At 42.6% G+C, this 22,916-nt stretch carries 14 protein-coding genes; 3 read left to right on the forward strand and 11 right to left on the reverse strand.

Annotation, left to right across the window (positions count from 1 at the left end; all coding sequences use genetic code 11):
* The first annotated feature begins 53 nt into the window (after nucleotides 1–53).
* A complete protein-coding gene (locus tag KIH23_RS02780; protein WP_213211147.1) occupies nucleotides 54–491 on the forward strand; it encodes a DUF1456 family protein in 438 nt (145 codons plus the stop codon).
* A gap of 44 nt (nucleotides 492–535) precedes the next feature.
* Here the strand turns inward: KIH23_RS02780 and sucC are convergent, their stop codons facing one another.
* Entirely contained in the window at nucleotides 536–1,729 is a 1,194-nt protein-coding gene (gene sucC, locus KIH23_RS02785) for an ADP-forming succinate--CoA ligase subunit beta (RefSeq protein WP_213211148.1), read from the reverse strand.
* Between the two features lie 298 nt (nucleotides 1,730–2,027).
* On the opposite strand from sucC, the gene lysA reads away from it, so the two are divergent.
* Nucleotides 2,028–3,233 carry a diaminopimelate decarboxylase gene (lysA, locus tag KIH23_RS02790; RefSeq protein ID WP_213211149.1) on the forward strand — a complete coding sequence of 402 codons (1,206 nt, stop codon included), beginning with the start codon at nucleotides 2,028–2,030 and terminating at the stop codon, nucleotides 3,231–3,233.
* A 2-nt stretch (nucleotides 3,234–3,235) separates the two neighbouring features.
* Here lysA and KIH23_RS02795 read toward each other — a convergent pair whose 3' ends face one another.
* From KIH23_RS02795 to KIH23_RS02840, 10 genes are all read right to left on the reverse strand, one after another.
* Entirely contained in the window at nucleotides 3,236–4,471 is a 1,236-nt protein-coding gene (locus KIH23_RS02795) for a T9SS type A sorting domain-containing protein (RefSeq protein ID WP_213211150.1), read from the reverse strand.
* A gap of 7 nt (nucleotides 4,472–4,478) precedes the next feature.
* On the reverse strand, nucleotides 4,479–6,092 hold the full coding sequence (gene pafA / locus KIH23_RS02800) for an alkaline phosphatase PafA (RefSeq protein ID WP_213211151.1): 1,614 nt from the start codon (nucleotides 6,090–6,092) through the stop codon (nucleotides 4,479–4,481).
* Nucleotides 6,093–6,218: 126 nt separating this feature from the next.
* Nucleotides 6,219–8,096 carry an OmpA family protein gene (locus KIH23_RS02805; protein WP_213211152.1) on the reverse strand — a complete coding sequence of 626 codons (1,878 nt, stop codon included), beginning with the start codon at nucleotides 8,094–8,096 and terminating at the stop codon, nucleotides 6,219–6,221.
* Nucleotides 8,097–8,108: 12 nt separating this feature from the next.
* On the reverse strand, nucleotides 8,109–9,056 hold the full coding sequence (locus KIH23_RS02810) for a type IX secretion system membrane protein PorP/SprF (protein WP_213211153.1): 948 nt from the start codon (nucleotides 9,054–9,056) through the stop codon (nucleotides 8,109–8,111).
* 12 nt (nucleotides 9,057–9,068) lie between these two features.
* A complete protein-coding gene (locus tag KIH23_RS02815; RefSeq protein WP_213211154.1) occupies nucleotides 9,069–16,067 on the reverse strand; it encodes a gliding motility-associated C-terminal domain-containing protein in 6,999 nt (2,332 codons plus the stop codon).
* A gap of 573 nt (nucleotides 16,068–16,640) precedes the next feature.
* Nucleotides 16,641–17,069, reverse strand: a complete 429-nt coding sequence (locus KIH23_RS02820) for a hypothetical protein (RefSeq protein ID WP_249684765.1) — start codon at nucleotides 17,067–17,069, stop codon at nucleotides 16,641–16,643.
* 4 nt (nucleotides 17,070–17,073) lie between these two features.
* Nucleotides 17,074–18,018: an NAD(P)H-dependent flavin oxidoreductase gene (locus tag KIH23_RS02825; RefSeq protein WP_213211155.1), complete on the reverse strand. Its 945-nt coding sequence runs from the start codon at nucleotides 18,016–18,018 to the stop codon at nucleotides 17,074–17,076.
* Entirely contained in the window at nucleotides 18,018–19,637 is a 1,620-nt protein-coding gene (locus tag KIH23_RS02830; RefSeq protein WP_213211156.1) for a S8 family serine peptidase, read from the reverse strand. Before KIH23_RS02830 ends, KIH23_RS02825 begins: the two co-directional genes overlap by 1 nt.
* 26 nt (nucleotides 19,638–19,663) lie before the next feature.
* Complete coding sequence (mnmA, locus tag KIH23_RS02835; RefSeq protein ID WP_213211157.1) at nucleotides 19,664–20,851, reverse strand: tRNA 2-thiouridine(34) synthase MnmA; 1,188 nt, start codon at nucleotides 20,849–20,851, stop codon at nucleotides 19,664–19,666.
* A 64-nt stretch (nucleotides 20,852–20,915) separates the two neighbouring features.
* Nucleotides 20,916–21,662, reverse strand: coding sequence for a toxin-antitoxin system YwqK family antitoxin (locus tag KIH23_RS02840; RefSeq protein WP_213211158.1), 747 nt, complete (start codon nucleotides 21,660–21,662; stop codon nucleotides 20,916–20,918).
* A 261-nt stretch (nucleotides 21,663–21,923) separates the two neighbouring features.
* On the opposite strand from KIH23_RS02840, the gene KIH23_RS02845 reads away from it, so the two are divergent.
* Complete coding sequence (locus KIH23_RS02845) at nucleotides 21,924–22,895, forward strand: fasciclin domain-containing protein (protein ID WP_213211159.1); 972 nt, start codon at nucleotides 21,924–21,926, stop codon at nucleotides 22,893–22,895.
* Nucleotides 22,896–22,916 lie beyond the last annotated feature (21 nt).

Consider the following 22,916-nt stretch of genomic DNA (forward strand, 5'->3'; position numbering starts at 1 on the left):
GAGTATCTTAGCCGGATATCTGTTTCAGTGAAGCGATCTTAAAATCAAAAAAAATGACCAACAACGATATTTTTAAAAAACTCCGCGTAGCGCTTATGTTGCGCGATGACCAAATTGTCGAAATTTTAGAATTGGTTGACTTTAGAATGTCAAAAGGCGAAATCGGCAACTTCTTCAGAAACGAAGACCATCCTAAATATATGGAATGTGGCGATCAGGTTTTGCGCAACTTCTTAAACGGTTTGGTAATTTATTTGCGCGGCACCAAAGAAAGTCCGAAAGACCCGATGGCGGTGATCCAAGAGAACAAAGCCACGGCTGCTGCACCAAGACCTAAAACCGATGCAAAGCCTCAAGCCATAAAAGCAAGCACGGCCAAGCCGAAAGCCTTTAAACCCAAAACAGCTAAACCCGCCAAAAACAAAAAGCCCGGACTCGGTGAAGTCATGGGCAAAGTGCAATTCAAAAACGGTAAAAACAAAAAATCCTGAGCATTAAAACACTCAGGATTTTTTACATATTAAATTTTAAAAAACTAGTTCAAAGCTTTCTTTACCTGATCGGCCGCTTCTTGAAACTGTACCGCAGATAAAATAGGCATGCCTGAATTGTCAATCATTTCTTTGGCCAACTCGGCGTTGGTTCCTTGCAAACGAACAATAATAGGCACTTTAATGCTGTCCCCCATGTTTTTGTAGGCATCAATAACGCCTTGCGCCACACGGTCACAACGAACAATTCCACCAAAGATGTTGATGAGGATTGCTTTTACGTTCGGGTCTTTTAAGATGATTCTAAAAGCCAACTCAACGCGTTTGGCATCAGCGGTTCCACCTACGTCTAAGAAGTTAGCAGGCTCAAAACCGGCATATTTAATCAAGTCCATCGTAGCCATCGCAAGTCCGGCACCGTTTACCATACAACCTACGGTTCCATCTAAATCAACGTAGTTCAAACCGGCTGCTTTAGCTTCAACCTCAATTGGGTTTTCTTCACGCACATCGCGCATTTCGGCATATTTCGGGTGACGGAACAAAGCGTTGTCGTCTAAGTTTACTTTGGCATCAACGGCAATGATTTTGTTGTCAGAGGTTTTCAAAACCGGATTGATTTCAAACATCGTCGCATCGCATCCTACATAAGCGCTGTACAAAGCTTGTACAAACTGAGTCATTTCTTTAAAAGCGTTTCCGCTCAAGCCTAAGTTAAAGGCAATTCTGCGCGCTTGAAAACCTTGCAATCCTACTGATGGATCAATTTCTTCGGTAAAAATCAAATGAGGGGTTTTCTCAGCCACTTCTTCAATGTCCATACCGCCTTCGGTTGAATACATGATCATGTTTCTTCCGCTGGCACGGTTGAGCAATACTGACATGTAAAACTCTGAAGTTTCGCTTTCGCCCGGATAATAAACATCTTCTGCAATCAATACTTTGTGTACTTTTTTACCGGTGGGTGGCGTTTGTGGCGTGATGAGTTGCATCCCGATGATTTGTTCTGACAACTCTTCTACTTGTTGTAGATTTTTAGCCAATTTTACACCGCCGCCTTTACCGCGACCGCCCGCGTGCACTTGGGCTTTGATCACGTGCCATCCGGTTCCGGTTTCAGCCGTGAGTTGTTTGGCCATAGCCACCGCTTCTTGCGGATTGTTGGCTACGTGTCCGCGTTGTACTTTTACACCAAAACTGGCGAGAATTTCTTTCCCTTGATATTCGTGTATATCCATATTGATTGTGCGTTAGACTTATTAAAAAGTGTGACAAAAATAATAAAAAGCATTCTAAGTTTGATGGCCTTTTTACAGATAATTTTAAGATTTTTTAGGAGCTCTTTCCTGCTGTCCGCTATATCTTTTGTGCTCGAAAATTTCTTATCAAAAAACGCTGCAGTTAGCACAAAAGGATGCCGCTGCCATCAGGGCTAGGCTGCGCTTGCCTGTTACTACAACGTTAGCGCAAGATTTCTTGCCTAGAATATTTGCACAAGCCAACCAAGCGGTTTAGATTTGCTTAAAAACCAAGCTCATGCAACCTTCTGAACTTACCGCTCTGGCCAACGAATTTGGCTGCCCTTTATATGTCTATGACGCGCACAAAATACAAGCGCAGTATGAGCGCCTGACCAAAGCTTTTGCTAAAGTGGAGCGCTTGCGTGTGAATTACGCCATGAAAGCGCTGTCAAATATTTCCATATTGCAGTGGTTCCAACAAATGGGCGCCGGGCTTGATACGGTATCGATTCAAGAAGTGCAGTTGGGTTTGCACGCAGGCTTTAAGCCCGAGCAAATTATCTTTACGCCCAACGGTGTTTCATTTGAAGAAATTGAAGCCGCCGCCGCGCTGGGCGTACAAATCAACATTGACAACTTATCGGTGCTCGAGCATTTCGGGGCTAAATATCCGGAGGTTCCGGTGTGCATTCGCATCAATCCGCACGTGATGGCCGGTGGCAACACCAATATTTCGGTGGGGCATATTGACAGCAAGTTCGGCATCTCGATTCATCAATTGCCGCATATGCTGCGCATTGTTGAAAATACCGGTATGCGCATCAACGGTATGCACATGCATACGGGCTCAGATATTTTAGACATTGAAGTGTTTTTATACGCCGCCGAGATTTTGTTTGACACCGCCATCCATTTTAAAAACCTAGAATTCCTGGATTTTGGCAGCGGATTTAAGGTTCCGTACAAAAAAGGCGACATTGAAACCGATATTGAAGAACTCGGCCGCAAACTCAGCAAACGCTTTTTGGCTTTTGAAAAACAATACGGCCAACCGCTGACTTTGGCCTTTGAGCCGGGCAAGTTTTTGGTGAGTGAAGCGGGTTATTTCTTGGCCCAAGTAAATGTCGTCAAACAAACTACTTCAACTGTTTTTGCTGGGGTTGACAGCGGTTTTAACCATTTGATTCGCCCGATGCTATACGGCTCACAACACCATATTGAGAACCTCTCCAACCCCAAAGGCAAAGAGCGTTTTTATACCGTAGTGGGCTATATCTGTGAGACTGATACTTTTGCCAACAACCGCCGCATAGCCGAAATCAAAGAAGGCGATATTTTATGTTTCAGAAACGCCGGAGCTTATTGTTTCTCGATGTCATCAAACTACAACGCGCGCTTTAAACCCGCCGAGGTTTTATACAAAAATGGCAAGGGTTATCTGATCCGCGAACGCGAAACTTTAGACGATTTGCTGCGCAACCAGATTCTGCTGGCTGAATAAAATTATAGCTTGTAGATTTTTTGGGTCATGATTTGACCGTCGTGCATCCATTGCAACACATAAAAACCCGGGGCTAACTGCGGGTTGACCTCTATCCTATTGCCCTGAATTTTAGGCGCATCCATGAGTTGACCTAATTCATTGTAGATTTTAGCCTGCGCCAGATTTGCATTAATCCCGCTGATGAATAACTCACTGACAAAAGGATTTGGATAGACCACAACTTCTGCGGTTTCAAAAGTATCTTGCGCTAAAGGCGTGCAATTGCCCACTGCGGTAAAATTGGTGAATCGTTTGAGCGATGAAGTTAAGATAGCGGCATCGTCATTATTTGATACATCGCGACACAACCAAGCGCTTCCGGTAACGGTGCTGTTGCATTTGGGCATGAGCGCAAAACCTTCAAAGTTTTCGTTGCCATCGCCGGCGGTCGGGATAAAATATTCGGCTACGGTATGAAAAGCCGCATTGGCACTGGTGGCCGCTGACAAAGTCATATCGGTTACTTCAAGGTAATTATCATCAATATTGTGTAGTATATACAGCAAACCCGTTGAGCGATCAAAAGCCAAATCGCAGCTTTCTTGGCGAGCGGTTTGGTACTTTCCGACATAGGCAAAATCATCGGTCACATTCGGATTGAGGTCAAACACCCAAATATAGCCGCCGTCTTGATGCGCAATAAAGAACAGTCCGCCCGCGCCTTTGGTCGAGGTATACAATTGTCCGGTAACCGAACTGGTAAAACCAATGGCGGTTAAATAACTGTCGGGGATAAAACAAATGCCCTCGGGGCCGGTGTTTCCGGTGTCTTGCATGGGCGATGGTGCGCTGAGTAAATTCCAAGAACGCGATGGATTAACCGTAGAAAACGAACTGTTGTGGGTATACTTTTGAATTTCGTAGTTGTTCTCATCCATCACATAAAACTCATTGGCCGATAAATTGGCTTGGGTAATGCCTTCGGGGCCGCCCGATAAGGTTTTACTGCCGATTTGTGAAAACACATTGTTTGTAGGATTGTATTGCAACACGCGCACGCGTCCGTTGTTTTGCACGGCGTATAATCGGTTGTTGATGGGGTTCCAATGCAAACCGCTGAGTTCATCGATTCCGGCCGCATCCATTATAGTTGTGAGGTTGCTGCCAGCGCTCCACGAGCTAGCCGGCCAAGCTTGTTGTGCCTGCCCTTGTACAGCAAAAAACAATAGAACAAACCCAATATACCAACGAATCATAAGCTTTTTAATTGTTGTCAATTACCTCGGTGAGCACTTCGGCTTGGGTGGCATTCGGGAAAGCAACGCCTATTTTTTGGGCAATCGTGGGCGCAATTTCCGTGATGACTTTGCGATCAGCAGTATGCCCGGGCTTGATGTTCCATCCGTAAAAAATAAGCGGCACATGCGTGTCGTAAGTATAGGTGGTTCCGTGTGAGGTTCCGGTTTTTCCGTATTCAATATAACCCGGTTTGTCCAGGATGACCAAATCACCGTTTTGGGTAACGTCATAACCTTTGGCAATGCAATCTAAATGATCATCTGCACCGCTTTGGCTCAGGATTTCTTCTTCAGAATAAACGCGTTTCACCTGCGGTTGGGTCATCAGATAATTTTTAAAAGTTGTTTTGACATCCGATAAGTTCAGGTTTTTAGATTTTAATTTTTCGTAGTCAAAAAAAACATTGAAACTTGAATATTCTTTAATCAAATCAACTCCATACGTATCGTTTGAAAATTGACGCAAACCTTTGGCTATGTCTTTTGGATCGATGGGTGATACATTGTATTTATGGTCAGCTAAAAACTGTGCATTCTCGGCACCGGCATGATCAGCCGTGAGAAACATCAAGTAATTGCCTTTACCTACTTTTTGGTCGAGGTAACTGATCAAATCAGCCAAGGTCAAATCAAGTCTGAGGTAGGTATCTTGCAATTCTATAGAGCGCGGCCCGAGGATGTGCCCGACATAATCAGTCGAGGAAAAACTCACGGTTAGAAAATCGGTTACTTCATCTTGGCCCAATTGTTCGGCCTCAATGGCGCGCTTGGCAAACATTGCGAGTAAATCATTGCCAAACGGTGTGGTCCGAATCACACCAGCGTCATTTTTGTCATACATCGCCTTTAAATCATACGGAAATATAGGCTTGTCCACTTTGTATAATTTGCCTTCATACGGGTTGTCGTCGGGTAAACTTTCGTTATAGGTTTCAATCGGTTTGAGCAAGTTCCAAGGTTGGCTGAGAAAATCCATGTAGTTTTTCTCGGCATTGAACTTATTGACCCAATCAGGCAAAGCGGTTCCGTAAAATGTACTGGAGATGAAATTGCCGGTTTTGCTGTACCAAAAAGCCCAATTGGCAAAATGTCCGGCGGGTAATATAGCACCGCGATCTTTGATGCTCATGCCAATGACTTTTCCTTTGAAGTTGGTGGCTAGTCTGAGTTCATCAGTAATGGTGGTGGCCAATAGGTTTTTGGGTGACATTTTTCCTTCATCGGCTTTGCCTTCGCCGAGCATCTGAACTGCATCGTCATCGGTACAATAGCGCTCTTTGCCCAAACTGCGGCTGAACCATTCGTTGCTGACAATTCCGTGCTGTGCAGGTGTAGTTCCGGTATAAATTGAGGCATGCCCGGGAGCCGTATACGTAGGCAAATAGTTGTAATGCATATTGCTAAAAACATAGCCTTGACTCATGAGTTTCTTGAATCCGTTAGCCGAAAAATCAGCAGCAAAACGATTGAGGTATTCGGGCTTCATCTGATCAACCACTATGCCGACCACTAATTTGGGTTTTTGCTGGGCCTGTGCAATTGAAGCTATTAAAATCAATAAGCAAAAGTATTTTTTCATGCTCGAGTTGTGTTTTTGAATTGCAAAGATAACATTCTAATTGACCGCAACCCCAGTTATCTAAAAACAAAAAGTGTCGCTATCCCTAGCGACACTTTTAACCCAAATTATTAATTACAATATATATTATTTCAAAATAATAAATTCACAACGTCGGTTGATGGAGTGTTCTTGTTCGGTACAAGTGTCACCACAATTGACGAGCGGTCTTGACTCGCCATATCCTTTTGAACGCAATCTTCTGCGCTTGATTCCGTTGTCAACCAAATACTCGAGCGTTGAAGCGGCACGACGGTTTGACAACATAATGTTATAGGTAGTTGATGCACGCGAATCAGTGTGTGCGCCAAGCTCGATTTCCATTTCAGGGTATTTTTTGAGCAAATCAACCAATACATCTAAGATTCTGGCCGCATCGGGTTTGATGTCCCATTTGTTCAAATCAAAATAGATGTTTTCAAGAACAATCTCTACACGACCATCTTGACGTTTGGTGATGATTTCTTCGGCATCGTCATAGCATTCCATAAACAATTCAATGGTGTAGCGCAGCTTGCCATCTTCATTGGTCATGAACTCTTCGCTGTGCGGAATATAGAAATCACGCGTAGCTTCAATGCGGTATTTTTTGTTGGGCTCGGTAGCAAAAACATAGTCGGCTTCAGCGCCTACCACCATTTGACCAATCAGAATGTTGTTTTCATCATACAACGACACCATGGTTCCCGGTAAGAGATTTTGGGTGTTTTTATCGCGTACATCGCCTTCAACAACATAGCGTTCTTGGTTTTCGGTACGCGTAAAACTGTATAGGTTATCACCGCCTTTTCTATTGGATGAAAAATAACCCAAGTTGCGTTTCTCATCTACCACATAACTAAAGTCATCCATAGAACTGTTGAGCGTTTCGCCCAAGTTAATCGGTTTGGCAAACTCGCCGCCTTGGAAGGATTTACTCATAAAAATATCGAGCCCGCCCATGCCTTGATGACCATCTGAGGCAAAATACAAAGTTGATCCATCATTGGAAATTTCAGGAAATTGTTCGCGGTGAATGGTGTTTACGGCTTTTCCTAAATTAACCGGTTCGCTGTAGGTTCCGTCTTCTTTCACATCAACATAAAACAAGTCAAATGAACCCATTGAGCCGGGCATATCACTCGAAAAATATAATCGTTTGCCGTCTTTGGTGAGTACCGGATGCTCGCAAGAATATTGGTCGCTGCAAAACGGAAGCGCGGTAATGTTGGTCCATTTTCCGTCAACGAATTCGGCTTTATATATTTTGATGTTGGCAATTTTTTCCGAACCGATTTTAACCATTTTGTCATTGGTTCGGTTAAAATACATGATGTGTCCATCTTGGCTGAACGTGGGATTACTCTCGTGGGTTTTGGTATTGATTTCTTTAGGGAAAGGCTCAATATTGGCCAGCAATCCTTTGGCATTGATATCGGCACTAAACAAATCGAGATAAGCGCGTTCGTTCCATCCGTATGATTTGCCTTCACCGGCACGCAAAGATGCAAAAGCAACTTTATCACCGTAGAACACCATTCCGAAATCGCCGTTTGACGTGTTTTTGGACATGGTTTGCACCTCATAGTTAAAAGGCACATTGGTTTTGAGATTGGCTATGAACTTGAGCGTATTGACATTGTATTTTAGGTATTTGGCCATGATGCCATCGCCTTTTTCATAATCGCCTGAACCCATCAATGCGTGGGCATATCTGAAATAGTATTCCGGATAAATGCTGTCTTTGGCTTCAAGCATCAGTTTTGCGTAGACACGCGCTGCATCTTTTACTTGGGAGTTGTTGTAATAACAATCACCTAAATTTTGAAGTACATGCTGGTTGGGTTCAATTTGTTCATACAACTCGGCCGCTTTTACATAGGAACGCTTGTTGAACAAAGCGTCTGCCTTTTTTTCACGACCTTTCTGCGCATAAGCCGCAGTGTGTAAACAGAGAATCAGTATTATATAACCGTATTTTTTCATGCTTGTCTCGAATTAGAAGAACCTTGGTGATTTTTCATAGCCTTTAGATGCAAAATTCGATGTATCTAAATCAAATAATAAAAATATCTCGTGTGAGCCTGAGTTGTATCTGCCCAAATTTGATAAGGTATAATCATAAGCATAACCAACCTTTAAATTCGGTGTAATATTTATGCCCACCAAACCGCTCACAGAATCATCAAATCGGTATCCGGCGCCAACTTCAAAATCGTTAAAAAATAACAAGTTGGCAGTAACATCAAGTGATAAAGGAGCACCTGAAACGCCTTTGGCCATAAATGCCGGTTTAAATTTTAAGTTTGAATTCAGATCAAAAACATAACCTCCGGTTAAGAAAAAATGTGTTGACTCAACTCCGGTGGCGCGAACTCCGTCTTTGGTTTCAATATGCTTTGAGTTGAGCAAATTAGGTACTGATAAGCCCACATAATAATGATCACTAAAATAAAATGCACCCGTACCAATATTGGGAAAGGTTTTACTGATGTTTTCAGAAAACGCATTGTCCGGGTTAGGGTCAGTATATTGAAATCCGTTGAAATCAACATCAAACAAAGTAACCCCGGCTTTGATACCAAAAGATAATTTGTTGTTGTCTGATACCGGAATTACATAAGCCACATCAGCATAAATATTGTTTTCATGAACTACATCGCCAATCACATCACTCACTATTGAGAGTCCGGCCTCAACGCGCTTGGCAATAGGAGAATGGACAAATGCATTGGCCGTTTTTGGTCCGCCTACTGCTCCAACCCATTGGGTGCGATACATTCCGCCTATGTTGATTACACCCGGATTATCGGTTGCGTATGCCGGATTGACCGAGCTCATATTGTACATATAATGGGTAAACTGCGGATCTTGCTGAGCCGAAGCTAAAGTAGACATCAGGAAAATGCCGATAAAAACTATATAAAAAATGGGAGTCTTTTTCATCTTGTATTTCATTTATCTACTTAAATAAAGTCGTCCTTGTTTGTCTTTTGTAGTTCCGTCATTGAACTCTAACACGTAAAAATATACCCCTGTAGGAACTGTGCTGTTGCCCAAATTAACTCCGCCTTCATTGTTGGTTCCGTCCCAATTAGGCGTATTGATATCGCCTTTGTATAATATGTTTCCGTAACGATTGTAAATCTCAAGTTTGAACTTCGGATACTTGGTAGACAGATTCTTGATTTCAAAAGTATCGTTGACGCTGTCATTGTTTGGTGAAAAACCGTCCGGAATCAGGATATCATCACAAGGATCAAGAATAACGGTAACGGCCAAACGGGTTCCGCTCTCACAACCGGTAGTTGATTGATAAGCGGCATAATAAATCCCTCCATCAATAAGCGTAGTAGTTGATACGTATAAGTTTCCTCCTGTTGGTGCATCATACCAAAGCACGGTGTCGGTTCCGGAAATGTTTGACGTTAGATTGGCAATGGTTGGATTGGTAGGGGCACAGAATTTATTACCACCGTCATTAAGCGTTGGTGTACCTACCACCGGAGCAATATCAAAATCAACAGGCGTTAGTCCGGATACGACATTTGAACAATTATATTCAGAAACTATCTGTGTGATATCAACTGTGACTGTACCTGCGTTTGTCAATTCAGAGGCAGGAACATCAAAGGTTGCCGTACCACTTGCAACGGTAATTTGCGCAGTACTTGTTGTGGTAGAAGCACCTGAAAGTTCATAAGTGATGGTGTAATCGCCATCGGCAAGATTAAGTGCCGAGTTGACCGTAATAACATTATTATCACCCAAACATATATCAGAAGCTGTTAACACAGCTGCACTCAAATCAGGTATTGGGTATACATTAAAAGTAGTTTCGGCATCTTCGGTGGTGTTATTACATCCGCCGGATAAGCTTACTATAGACGTAATTTTAAAATTGTATAACCCGGTAACATTTAACACCGAAGCCGGAACATCAAACTGACCGGAACCTCCTGCTATAGCAATGACAGCTGTGGTGGCTGTGGTAGGAGTTGCTTGTGGAATTTCGTATACAAACTGGTAATTCCCATCGGTCAAACCGGTAGCGCCCGAAATCAATACTGTAACGCTATTTCCTGAACAAACATCGGCTATACTCAAATGAGAACTATCCAAGTCTGAAGTTGGTCGAACAATAAAATCAGCACTCACACTCGGATTAATCGGTACGGTACAGCTGGTTACCGAGTTGGTGATGTTTGTAAAAGTAATACGTGTGTTACCTGTATTTGAAAGGTCGGCAGCACTAATGGTCATAATTCCGGTTCCGCCCGAGATGATTACTGGGGTTGATTGATTGTTCAATACGTTACTGATCGAAAGGTTGTAATTCAAGGTGTAAGAACCATCAACCATATTGTTGAAGGTTACCGTTACATTATCGCCCAAGCAATTTGGTGACGAGACCTGAATGTTGGCACCTGTGAGTACCGGATTTGGCAATACCGTAAACAGAACCGTTTCAGTATCACTGCCACAAGTATTGGTAACCGTATAGGTGTATGTATAAGTTGCGACAGGCAAAGTGGTTACATCAACTATGTTGTTTACAGTAACTGAATTACTATCGGTCCAAACCCCTCCGGTTTGTGGCGCGTTGAGTAAACTATTTAAATCAATGGTGAGTTGTGAATTACAAACATCCTGATTTGGCAAAGCTGTACCTGCATTTGGAATCGGATTTACGGTAACGTTAACCGTTGCTGTATCATTGTCACAAGGGTCATTACCGCTGAGTGTATAGGTATAAATGGTCGCTGCATCAACCGCTGGGTCAAACACTCCAGTTCCGCTAGCCATGGCCGGAGACCAAGTTCCGCCAGCTTGAGCGGTAGGCCCTAAAAGTGTAAACAAATCAGCAGCAGCATCGGTAACACAATAGGTAACTGCTGCGCTAACTCCAGCCTCTGGGCCAGGTACAATGGTTATGGTTAAAGTTGCTTGCGCCGGATTACAGAATGGTGCGCCCACAGTATACACGTAGTTTCCGGCTAAATCAACTGCAGGGTCAAACATATTGGTTCCACTGGCCAATGCCGGTGACCAAGTTCCGCCGGCTTGAGGAGTACCGGCCAATTGTGTAACCAAATCAATAGGAGCTGCATTTGAACAAATATTAACAGCATTATCTTGCCCGGCATCCGGAACAGGGTTTACCTGTACCGTTACAGTAGCCGTGTCGTTTTCGCAAGGGTTGTTTCCGCTTAAAGTATAAGTATAGACCGAACTCAGATCAACTGCCGGGTCAAATAAATCAGTACCGCTGGCAAGTGCAGGTGACCAAGTTCCTCCGGTTTGAGCCGTTGGTCCTAAAAGAGGAAACAAATTAAACGTTGGGTTGTTGACACAAACGGTTACTGAAGCATTAACACCTGCCTCAGGACCTTGGGTAATACTTACGACCACTTGAGCAGATGCACTCGTACATGGAGCTGTTCCGGTTACTGTATAAGTATAGGTTCCTGCCGTGTCAACTGCCGGATTAAATTGATTCGTTCCGCTGGCCAAAGCTGGTGACCAAGTTCCGCCCGACTGAGGTGTTCCTCCTAAATAGGTGGTTAAATCAACCGGATCAATATTTGAACAAAGATTGGCAGCTCCGTTGGTTCCGGCATTAGGTTCAGCAACATAAGTAATAAAAACCACTGCTGTATCATTGACGCAAGGCGGTGTACCGGCCACTAAGTATTGATAACTTGACGCTGAATCAAACTGCGGATCAAAAATATTGGTTCCGCTGGCAAGCGCTGGTGACCAAGTTCCACCCGGTTGTGCATTAGGACCCAACAAAATGAACAAGTCTTGCGTTGGCCCATTGGTACAGGTAGTATAAGCAGCATTGCTTCCCGCTACAGGAGGTTGCGTAACTTGTAAAGTAGTTGAACCCGATAAATTTTGACTACAAGCCGGCGGGTTATTCATGACTATACTCACCAAAGTAAAAGTAGTGGTAACAGTAAGTGGTGTATTGAGTGTAAAGGTTCCCGATGCGCCAATAATGATGGTTGCGTCAGTAGTTCCGTTGTTATAAGTGACTGTTGAGTTTGGCGTACCAGTGAATAAAATGGCAGCCGATGTTCCTGAACATACCGTTCCACTTGATGATATGGTGGCCGTTGGCAACGGATTGACTTGAACCGTACTCGATGCCGAATTGCTTTGACAAGTGGTGGCTAAATTTGTGATGATAACGGTATAAGTTCCCGCAACTGTTGTATTAAATGAATTGACATTTCCCGGATCGGTTGCTCCTGAAGGAACGGTCCATGCAAAAGAATAATCGGTCGAAACTCCAGAACCTGGTATTGCAGTAATGGTAGCTAAACTACCCAAACATACTGAAGGATTATTGACCGTAACGGTTGGTTGTGGATTGACGGTTAAAGTTCCTGAAACACTCAAACTTGAACAACCACTCAAGATATTGGTGATAACCACACTGTAATTACCCGCAACAGTTGCACTAAATGAAGCTACATTTCCGGGGTTGCTTGCTCCGGCTGGAACTGTCCAAACGTATGAATAATCTGCTGCCGAGCCTGAACCCGGAGTTGCCGTTATGGTTGCAGACTGCCCAGAACATACCGCAGTACTATTGACCGAAACGGTTGGTTGTGGATTATTGGTTACCTCGCCAGAGGCGCTTTGACTGACGCAATTGGTTGTAAGATCGGTAATAATAACACTATAAGTTCCAACTACATTGGTGGTAAATGTGGCAACATTGCCCGGATCAGAAGCTCCTACCGGTACCGTCCATGCATATGAATAGTTTCCGGTTGCCCCCGGAGTTGCTGTTACAGTAGCATCTAAGCCAGGACAAATGGATGGACTGTTAACTGTAACTGTTGGCAAGGCACTGATCGTAACTGTTGCAGCACCGGTGGCACTTGAACAATTGGTTACCAAATCAGTAATCACAACTTCATAGGTGCCGGCAACAGCCGTTGTAAAGGTATCAACATTGCCCGGGTCAGTTACTCCTGATGGAACCGTCCAAGTATAAGTATAAGTTCCCGGGATTACCGGTGTTGCTGTAATTGTTGAAACTCCTTGCGCACAAAGCAGCGTACTGCTCACTGTTACAGTTGGTAATGGATTCACAATCAAAGTACCTGAACCCGGCAAGCTAGTACATGTAGTAGTTGTATCGGTAATCACTACCGAATACGTTCCGGCAACACTCGCATCAAATGAAGCTACATTACCCGGATCAACAGCACCGCTCGGAACGGTCCATGTATAAGTATAAGTTCCGGCTGCGCCCGGTGTAGCTGTTAAAGTAGCTGTTTCACCTTGACAAATTTCATCGCTGTTAACCGTTACGGTTGGCAACGGGTTGAGCGTAACAATACCTGAGGCAGCAGCACTTTGACAATTGGTTGTGGTATTGGTTGCTACAACCGAATAAGTTCCGGCAATAGTTGTTGTGAACGAAGCCGCATTGCCCGGATCAGCAGCTCCTACCGGTACCGTCCAAACATAAGAATAGGTTCCCGCAGGATTTGGCACGGCAGTAACCGTTGCCGGCTGACCTGCACAAACGGTAGGGTTATTTACAACAACCGTTGGCAATGGGTTAATGGTTAAAGTAGCACTACCCGGATTACTTGGACAAGTGGTCGTTGTATTGGTAGCAATTACCGAATAGGTTCCGGCAACATTGGCACTAAAACTGGCTACATTGCCCGGATTAGCAACCCCTGAAGGCACAGTCCAAACATATGAATATACCCCAGCTGGGTTTGGAGTAGCTGTTACTGTTGCAGATTCTCCCGGACATATCGGTGGGATATTTACCGTTACTGTTGGCAACGGGTTAATCGTTACTACTCCTGTAACACTCACACTGGAACAAGTAGTTACCGTATTGGTAATAACTACACTATAATTACCAGCCACAGTTGTAGAAAACGAAGCTACATTACCGGGATTGGTAAATCCGGCCGGAACGGTCCAAGCATAAGAAAATGTTCCCGGCTCTCCCGGAGTAGCAGTTACGGTTGCTGTTTGACCAGCACATACTGAAGGGCTATTTACGGTAACCGTTGGTCGTAAGTTAATGGTTACTGTACCTGAAGCACTATCACTTGAGCAAGTTGTAACTGTATTGGTCACTACAACACTGTAAACACCCTCAACCGCAGTTGAAAAAGCAGCTACATTGCCCGGGTTAGTTGCTCCGGCTGGGACTGTCCATGCATAAGAGTAATTACCTGCAGATGGATTAACCGTGGCTGTCAAATTAGCAGTTTGACCAAGACAAACCGAAGGACTATTTACTGTAACTACCGGTTTAGGATTGATTGTAACAACACCGGTTGCACTTGAACTGACACAAGTTGTAGCGGTATTGGTTATCACCACACTGTAGTTTCCGGCAATTGTTGTTGTAAAGGTTGGAACATTACCCGGATTAGCAACACCTGAAGGCACCGTCCAAGCATAAGAATAAATACCGGCCGATCCTGGTGTAGCAGTTACCGTAGCGTTTTGTCCCGGACAAATAATTGAACTATTGACCGAAACAGTTGGCAACGGATTAATGACCACTGTTGCTGATACACTATCGCTGATACAAGTAGTATTTAAGTCGGTAATTCTCACGCTGTATACACCGGCTACCGTAGTTGTAAAAGTAGCTACGTTACCGGGATTGACTGCCCCTGAAGGAACCGTCCAAGCATAAGAATACGAACCCACAGCTCCGGGCGTAGCCGTGACTGTAGCACTTTGCCCAGCACAAACCGGTGGGCTAGAAACGGTAACTGTTGGCAAAGCTATTACGTTTATAGTCGTAGATGTACCTGCCAAACTAGCCGAACATACAGGCGGACCTTGTGAGGCCACGCTAACTAAATTAACAACGGATGTTGTAGTATAGGTATTGGTTAAGGTAGCAGCACCTGAAGAATTCAAAACTATAGTTTGATCTGAACCTCCACCTATATTATAGGTAACTGTAGCGTTAGGCGTTCCGTTGAAGTTGATGGTTGTTGATGTTCCGGAACAAATACTCGGATTTGTTACAGATACAGCGGCAGTTGGCAGCGGCAAAACATTGATTGTTACCGTAGATGTAATTGTTGGACAAGCAACAGACGAAACTGAATAGGTAAAAACATACGGACTACCCGCCACAGTTAACGAATTGATATTTACTGTACCTAAATGACCGTTGGTTGTAGTTAAAGGTCCGGTCCAAGTTCCCGTGGTATTGGGAATACCGGTTAGGTCGTCAAATAAATTAAAGGCCGGATAAGTCGGAATATCTGAAATACATATACTTCGAACCCCATTCACCCCAGCGTTATTGGGCTGAAGTATTGTAACATCAACCTGAAAGCGACTTGTACTTTCACACGGAGGATCAACACTAGTAGCAAAATAACTCTGACCATTTACAAGCGGAGTTGTTGAAGTTAAAGGAGTAGCTGAAGATATAGTTGCATACCAACGAATATTTCCGCTGGGTTGCAAATTGGATACCGTTGGAGGATTCCCGGGCGTATTACAAAATACCTGATTGGGATTACCTGTTGGAACCGGAACAATTCCGACATTTACAAAAACCGAAAGCCTTGATGTTTCACAACCTGTATTGGGATTGGTCTGACTAGCATAATAAATAGTCCCGTCAACCAATTGTGTCGTTAAAGCCAAAGCAGTCCCTCCTGTTGGTTGATCATACCACTGTATATTGTTCCCCGCCACGACCAAATCAACCAGAGTTGCATCTTCAGGAATTCCGACACAAACTCCTTGAAAACTCAAACCAACAGGCGCCGCATAAATAGTAACTACGACACGTGTTCTGCTCCCGCAGGTACCGGCGCTGTTGTCAGCATAGTAATCTTCGCCATTAACAAGTCCGGAAAAAGAAGCCAAAGGAGTTGTAGAGGTTTCGGTAGCAAACCAAGCAATGCCTCCACCGGTATCGGTAGCTTGCAAACTTGCAACAGTTGGCGATTCGACATCGCAAAAGGACTGATTTAAATTGGATACTGTGGGGCATTGTCCAAAGGAATTTGAAACAAAACCGAGACAAGCCAGCACAAGATTAATTTTCAGCAGTTTTTTAGCACGAGTAAAAATTCTCATAAGCATAAGGATATTGGCCAAATTTTGAAACAAAACCAAGCGTATAAACTTTGCTTAAAACACAGATTTAACACCTTAATAAACACGCCTGATTTATGTTTTTTGTAAACCGGATAAAACACACCAGAATACGAACACTATATTAGCGCATTTACAGAAGTTAATATTTTCTATTTTTTAATGTTATTAACAAAATGATTAACATACTGTTGATAACAAATAAATGAAAAATTAAACGTAAAAATCTGAAAAACAAATAAATAAAAAAAGTAAGCTCTGATTAAAAGTAAGAAAATATACGATTAACGGCATTAAATTAAGGTTTTTAACAATTAGATATTGTTAATAACTATGCCTGAAATGGATGTAGATATAAGAAAAAAAGAAGAATCTAAACCAATAAGATTAATCCTAAAAAAGCACTTATTGATGGTTTTTATCAATGTGGTTTACGATATTATAAACCACGATAAAATCTTTCTGATTGATGTATAATTGCTTTCGGTTTCCTTGATTTTTTCGGGTGATGATGGATATAGTAAAAGGCTGCCCATCATCATCTGAACAGCTAAAAGCATTGATGATATCGGTATCATTTTCTTCCTCAGGTTGATACTGAACAATATTATACAATTGAACCTCTTGCGAATAAACAACAAACCTGTTTTTATTGGTATCGAGCATGATAACAATTGATGCTTCTTTTAAATCAGACCATTTACCCCATTCACCGCGCTCATTGCGTTCCATAACACTAAACCCGGTGGTCAAAAATTTGTACACTTGAGCCTGAGCAGATGAAGCCCATGTAGTCAACACCAAAAAAACGAAAATTCTAAATACACGCATCATAAAATTATAATCGAAGGGTTTGCATTTCTTTTTGTACTTGTTCAAATTCTTCAAGTACATTTTTTATAATAACTTCAACCGGTAATATGTCATCTATAAGACCGGCAATTTGGCCAATTTCAAGTTCGCCTTCAATCAAATCGCCTTCAAACATTCCGCGTTTAGCGCGAGCCCTTCCGAGCAATTCTTTGAGTTGGTCTACCGTAGGGCATTGAGCGTAGAGCTGTTGTAAATCGTCAAAAAACTTATTTTTAATCAAACGTACCGGAGCTAATTCTTTGAGTGTAACTAAGGTATCGCCTTCTTGGGTTTGCACAATGGTTTGCTTGAAATCATCATGTGAAGATGATTCAACTGAAGCCGCAAATCGACTGCCCATCTGTACACCATCGGCACCCAGCGCCATCGCTGCATACATACCGCGACCGGTAGCAATTCCGCCAGCAGCAATAAGCGGAATCGAGATATTTTTTTTGACCATCGGAATCAAAGTCAGCGTTGTGGTTTCTTCACGACCATTGTGACCACCGGCTTCAAAACCTTCGGCTACCACGGCATCAACACCGGATTCTTGCGCTTTTAAAGCGAATTTAGAACTACTCACCACATGCACGACTGTTATACCGTGTGATTTAAGTAGCGATGTCCAAGTTTTTGGATTTCCGGCTGATGTAAAAACAATCGGAACTTTTTCTTCAATAATAATCTGAATGATTTCTTCAATATTCGGGTACAACATCGGCACATTGACCCCAAAAGGTTTGTTGGTTGCTTTTTTACATTTTTGAATGTGCTCGCGCAAAACATCCGGATACATTGAACCGGCACCAATCAAACCCAAACCTCCTGCATTACTCACAGCACTGGCCAATTTATAGCCGCTGTTCCAAATCATTCCACCTTGAATAATGGGATATTGAATTTTAAAAAGCTCGGTGATTTTGTTCATTATTGCTTGATTATTTTACCCGATGAAACAAAAGATGCAGTTTCAAGATTGTACACATACATACCCGCTTTGAGCGATGCCAATGAAATTTTTGATGTTGACTCAGTGATTTCTTCGGTTTGTACCAACTGACCTATATTATTGTAGATGTTGAGTTGGGCGGTTGTTATTCCTGATGGTAAAGTTACGTTTACGGTTCCGAAAGTCGGATTCGGAAAAACCGTCAATTTGGTTGTACTGGATGGATTAATCCCTAAAAACTGTTGCGCCAAGGCCACAGCTATACTAAAATCAGGAATTCCATAACCATATTCATTATCCGGGTTAGCAAAACGATCGGCCGATTGCTTAACAAACGAAACCACTTCTTCTTGTGACAACTCTGGTACAGCACTCCAAAATGTTGCAATCATACCGGCAGTAATGGGGCCTGAAAATGAAGTTCCGTTAGCCGTCACAATATTTCCGGAAGTATCTGACAATACTGAAGCTTGCCCTTGCGCCATGACATCGGGCTTGATTCTACCGTCAAAAGATGGACCAATAGAACTAAAACTAGCACGGCTGCGATTAGAACGAACCGCTCCAATGGCCAAAACGTTGTTGGCTTCGGCCGGAACACCTACATGTGGCTCATCATTATTGCCTTCGTTTCCTGCACTGGCCACAACCACAATTCCCCGCGTAAAGGCGATGTTAGCACCTTGTGATGCAAAAGCCGAATTTCCGGTCATATCTTCATAAGTATGTCCATAAGCCGGATTGTCAAAAGCAAAGTATCCTAAAGAAGAGGTAATAATATCGGCTCCAACTCGGTCAGCTTGTTCGGCTGCTTCAACCCAATTGCTTTCTTCAACCGGATTTTCAGAAGTAACATCTTCTGTAATGTATAAATAATATTGAGCATCTGGTGCAGTACCTACCAATTCACCGTCAACATATCCGCCCATGGTTGAGAGCACCATAGTTCCGTGGCTGTTGTTTGTATAAAAGTTATCACTCTTGCCAACATAGTCATATCCACCTAAAATTTGATTGTTGTTTCTGAGCCTGTCAAACGGAACAGCAGTATCTACACCCGGAAAACCAGCATCAAGTACTGCAATAACTTTTCCGACCCCGGTGTAATTTTGTTGGTGCAACACATCACCATTGAGCATATGAATTTGGTTGAATGAATTTCCGTAGTTAAAGTTCACTAAGGTTTCCATTTGTTTTTGGACCGGTTTGGGTCTGATAGGAACAACTACACCTCTGTTGTTGAGCGATGTGTTGGCATAAAAAATATGATGTACAAATGGCAATACAGCCAAGGCTGCAATATCATTAGCCTCACCACGTACATGCACACAATTAAGCCATTTTGATTTGGCCATTACAGCTATACCGGAAGCTGCCGCAATTTGATTGATGTAATTTTGACTTATGGGCGCGTCTTTGATATCAAGTGCAATGTTTTGTGCAGTTCTTCTGTCAAGCGATCGCTGCGAGAGTTCACTCAGCGGATTATTGAAAAATGCAGTAGCACCCGGCTTATCACTAAAATAAACCCAAGCATCTTCTTGCGCCCAACTATGCGTGGTGAGCAAAAACATCAGTAATAAAGTAATCTTTTTCATAGTATAGCGGTTAATAGATTTCAAACTTACGAAATTACCCCGGAACCCAACAACTCATCCTCTTGATACCAAGCTACAAACTGACCGGGCGTAATGGCTGATTGAGGCTCATCAAAAGCAACGTACATACCGTTTTCAAACTGATGTAAAGTAGCTTCTTGCAAAGGTTGACGGTATCTGATGCGGGCTTTTACTTTTAGTGTTTGCCCGTTTTCAAGACGCAAATCTTCACGAATCCAATGCACTTCATGGCCTTTGATGTAGAGGGCTTTTCTAAACAAACCCGGATGATTTTGACCTTGACCTGTGTAGATTGTATTGTTGACTACATCGGTTGCAATCACAAACAAAGCTTCAGGAGTTCCGCCCACGTTGAGTCCGCGGCGTTGTCCGTTGGTAAAATAATGAGCACCTTGATGTTTGCCTACTACCTTGCCCATTTCTGGGGAATAAGCAATCGGCTGGGCTTCAAAAGCCAGCATTTCTTCAATGGAAACACCTTCGGGTTTGGCCATATGGTAGATAGATTGTTGTGCATCAACTTCAAAAATAAGCCCGTCTTTAGGTTGTAGTTTTTGCTGTAAAAACTCGGGCAATCGAACCTTGCCGATAAAACACAAACCTTGCGAATCTTTTTTATCAGCGGTTACCAAATCCATTTCAGTAGCAATGGCGCGTACCTCTGGTTTGGTCAATTCACCAATGGGGAATAAAGCTTTTGAGAGTTGTTCTTGCGAGAGCTGACACAGAAAATACGATTGATCTTTGTTGCCATCAACCCCGGCCAGCAATTGATATAGGGTTTGTCCGTCCTTTTGAATAGTTCCTTTGCGGCAATAATGTCCGGTGGCTACATAATCGGCACCCAAACTCAAAGCGATTTTCATGAATACATCAAACTTGATTTCGCGGTTGCACAAAACATCCGGATTGGGTGTGCGGCCGTTTTCATATTCGTTGAACATATAATCAACGATGCGCTCTTTGTATTGCTCGCTGAGATCAACCGTTTGAAACGGAATACCCAGTTTTTGCGCTACCAACAAGGCGTCATTGCTGTCTTCGAGCCACGGGCATTCGTTAGATATGGTTACAGAATCGTCATGCCAATTCTTCATAAAAAGACCAATCACTTCATAGCCCTGCTGTTGCAACAAATAGGCCGCAACACTTGAATCTACTCCGCCCGATAGGCCTACCACTACTCTTTTCATATGCATGATAATTATCGGGCAAAATTAAGAATAATTTCGGCTTGTGTATGGGTATTAACAAAGCTTATTTTGCTTGGGGTGTTGCCTTGTCTTCGGCTGCTTTTTTTGCGCGTAATTGTGCCAATTTATTGGTTTTTGACTTGCTCATGTTTTCTTCGTGATCGAGCTTTCCGTCTTTGTAGAACTTCCAAATGCCGCGTTTTTTTCCTTTGTTGTAGTTGCCTTCTGACGCGATTTTCCCGACCGCATCTCTAAAAATTGCTTTGCCGTCATACTCGCCGTTTTTGTAGTTGGTTTCTTCAAGCACAATGCCGCTTTCGGTGTATTTTCGGTACGGACCTTCTTTGATTCCGTTTTTGTAAATGATTTCTTCGGCAGGTTTACCACCGATATAATAAACGGTTCGTTTGCCTTCAAGCTTTCCGTTTTTGTAGTTTTCAAGTGTAAATATTTCAGTAGATGCTTTGTGATAGTATTTCCAAAGGCCTTCATACTTTCTGTTAACCTCTTTGCCTTCGCTGATTTTGTTGTTTTTCTGATCATAAAAAATGGTATACGCAGAACCATCCGCAGCAAATTCACGCGTGGCCACAACAACATGCTCTGGTGAATCTTCAAAAAACTTAAAAGTTCCGGTTTCTTTTCCGTGATTAAAAGTTCCTTCATAACGAACGCGTTTGCTTTCGGGGTACAATCCGTGCCAAGCACCGTGTCGCTGACCTTTTTCATCAAGTTTATTGGTTTCGGATTGCGCAATGGCTGAAAAAGCGATGAATAGAAAGCTGATAAAACAGTTAAGATATTTGAACATATGTTTTAAAAATTTTGAAGACAAAAATAGTAAACGACAAAAGTAGATGAATATTTTTTTGAATTGTTGAATTGCAAAACAGATTAGAAAATGGATTTAGCTTTCTAAAAACAAGAAAAAAAACAATCTGCTGAAAATCTATTAGTTGCGTAAAAATTAAACAATTAATAAATATTTGTTTTGTTTATATTTTTTAAGATTTTTTTAAACAATTCATACTTTTTGTTTAATAGATTCGCAAAACAATTAAACAAATTTATTATGAAAAAAACACTTAAAAACAGTTTAGTGATCATTCTGGGAATCACTTTTTTATCAATCACTTCATGCAGCAGTGACAGTGATTCATCGTCAAACACGCCTGACAACACCATCACAGGTATAGCCAGTAGAACTTCGAATTTATCAACTTTAGTAGCGGCTCTTAACAAGGCCGGTTTGGCGGCTACTTTAAAAGGAACTGGCCTCTATACTGTGTTTGCACCAACTAATGATGCTTTTGATGATTTCTTGGCCGAGAACGGTTATGATAACCTTGACGCAGTGCCGGTAGCCACTCTAAAAGAAATACTGCTCAATCATGTAGTTAGTGGCGAAAACACCTCTTCTTCCCTATCCACAGGTTATGTAAAAACGCTTAGCAAAGGCAGTGCTTCATCAACGAACACTTTGAGTATGTTTATCAATACGGCCAGCGGTGTAAAAATCAACGGAATTTCTAATGTAACAGCAGCCGATGTAGATGCGTCAAATGGTGTTGTTCATATTGTTGATGCAGTAATTGGTTTGCCAACCGTTGCAGCTCATGCTAAAGCCAACAGTAACTTCACAACCCTAGTTAGTTTGCTCAACCGACCAGGCCAGCCAAACTTTGAGAGCGTATTGTCAAATCCGGGCACCTATACTGTTTTTGCGCCCACCAATGATGCTTTTACTGCTTTAAATACCGAACTTGAACCAACCGGAGGAATCGCAGCTGTATCAGCTGACAACATCACCAAAATTTTACAGTATCACGTTGTGAGCGAGGCTAACGTTTTATCTTCACAATTAACAGAAGGTCAAAACATAACACCTATCTTAACACCTTCGCAAACTTTTCAGGTTTTATTATCGGGAGGGGCAAAACTCAAAGACGCATCCAACAGACAATGTAACATAATTGCCACCGATGTTCAATGTTCAAACGGAATCATACATGTTCTTAGCAAAGTACTGCTACCAAACTTGTAATTTTAGTTAGTTTGTTTTTGT

This window comes from Flavobacterium sp. CYK-55, assembly GCF_018413465.1.
Lineage (GTDB): Bacteria > Bacteroidota > Bacteroidia > Flavobacteriales > Flavobacteriaceae > Flavobacterium.

Bases quoted from the DNA above. Each gene is read 5' to 3' on its own strand.
- KIH23_RS02780 (WP_213211147.1), top strand. From the start codon at position 54: ATGACCAACAACGATATTTTTAAAAAACTCCGCGTAGCGCTTATGTTG.
- sucC (WP_213211148.1), bottom strand. From the start codon at position 1,729: ATGGATATACACGAATATCAAGGGAAAGAAATTCTCGCCAGTTTTGGT.
- lysA (WP_213211149.1), top strand. From the start codon at position 2,028: ATGCAACCTTCTGAACTTACCGCTCTGGCCAACGAATTTGGCTGCCCT.
- KIH23_RS02795 (WP_213211150.1), bottom strand. From the start codon at position 4,471: ATGATTCGTTGGTATATTGGGTTTGTTCTATTGTTTTTTGCTGTACAA.
- pafA (WP_213211151.1), bottom strand. From the start codon at position 6,092: ATGAAAAAATACTTTTGCTTATTGATTTTAATAGCTTCAATTGCACAG.
- KIH23_RS02805 (WP_213211152.1), bottom strand. From the start codon at position 8,096: ATGAAAAAATACGGTTATATAATACTGATTCTCTGTTTACACACTGCG.
- KIH23_RS02810 (WP_213211153.1), bottom strand. From the start codon at position 9,056: ATGAAAAAGACTCCCATTTTTTATATAGTTTTTATCGGCATTTTCCTG.
- KIH23_RS02820 (WP_249684765.1), bottom strand. From the start codon at position 17,069: ATGATGCGTGTATTTAGAATTTTCGTTTTTTTGGTGTTGACTACATGG.
- KIH23_RS02825 (WP_213211155.1), bottom strand. From the start codon at position 18,018: ATGAACAAAATCACCGAGCTTTTTAAAATTCAATATCCCATTATTCAA.
- KIH23_RS02830 (WP_213211156.1), bottom strand. From the start codon at position 19,637: ATGAAAAAGATTACTTTATTACTGATGTTTTTGCTCACCACGCATAGT.
- mnmA (WP_213211157.1), bottom strand. From the start codon at position 20,851: ATGAAAAGAGTAGTGGTAGGCCTATCGGGCGGAGTAGATTCAAGTGTT.
- KIH23_RS02840 (WP_213211158.1), bottom strand. From the start codon at position 21,662: ATGTTCAAATATCTTAACTGTTTTATCAGCTTTCTATTCATCGCTTTT.
- KIH23_RS02845 (WP_213211159.1), top strand. From the start codon at position 21,924: ATGAAAAAAACACTTAAAAACAGTTTAGTGATCATTCTGGGAATCACT.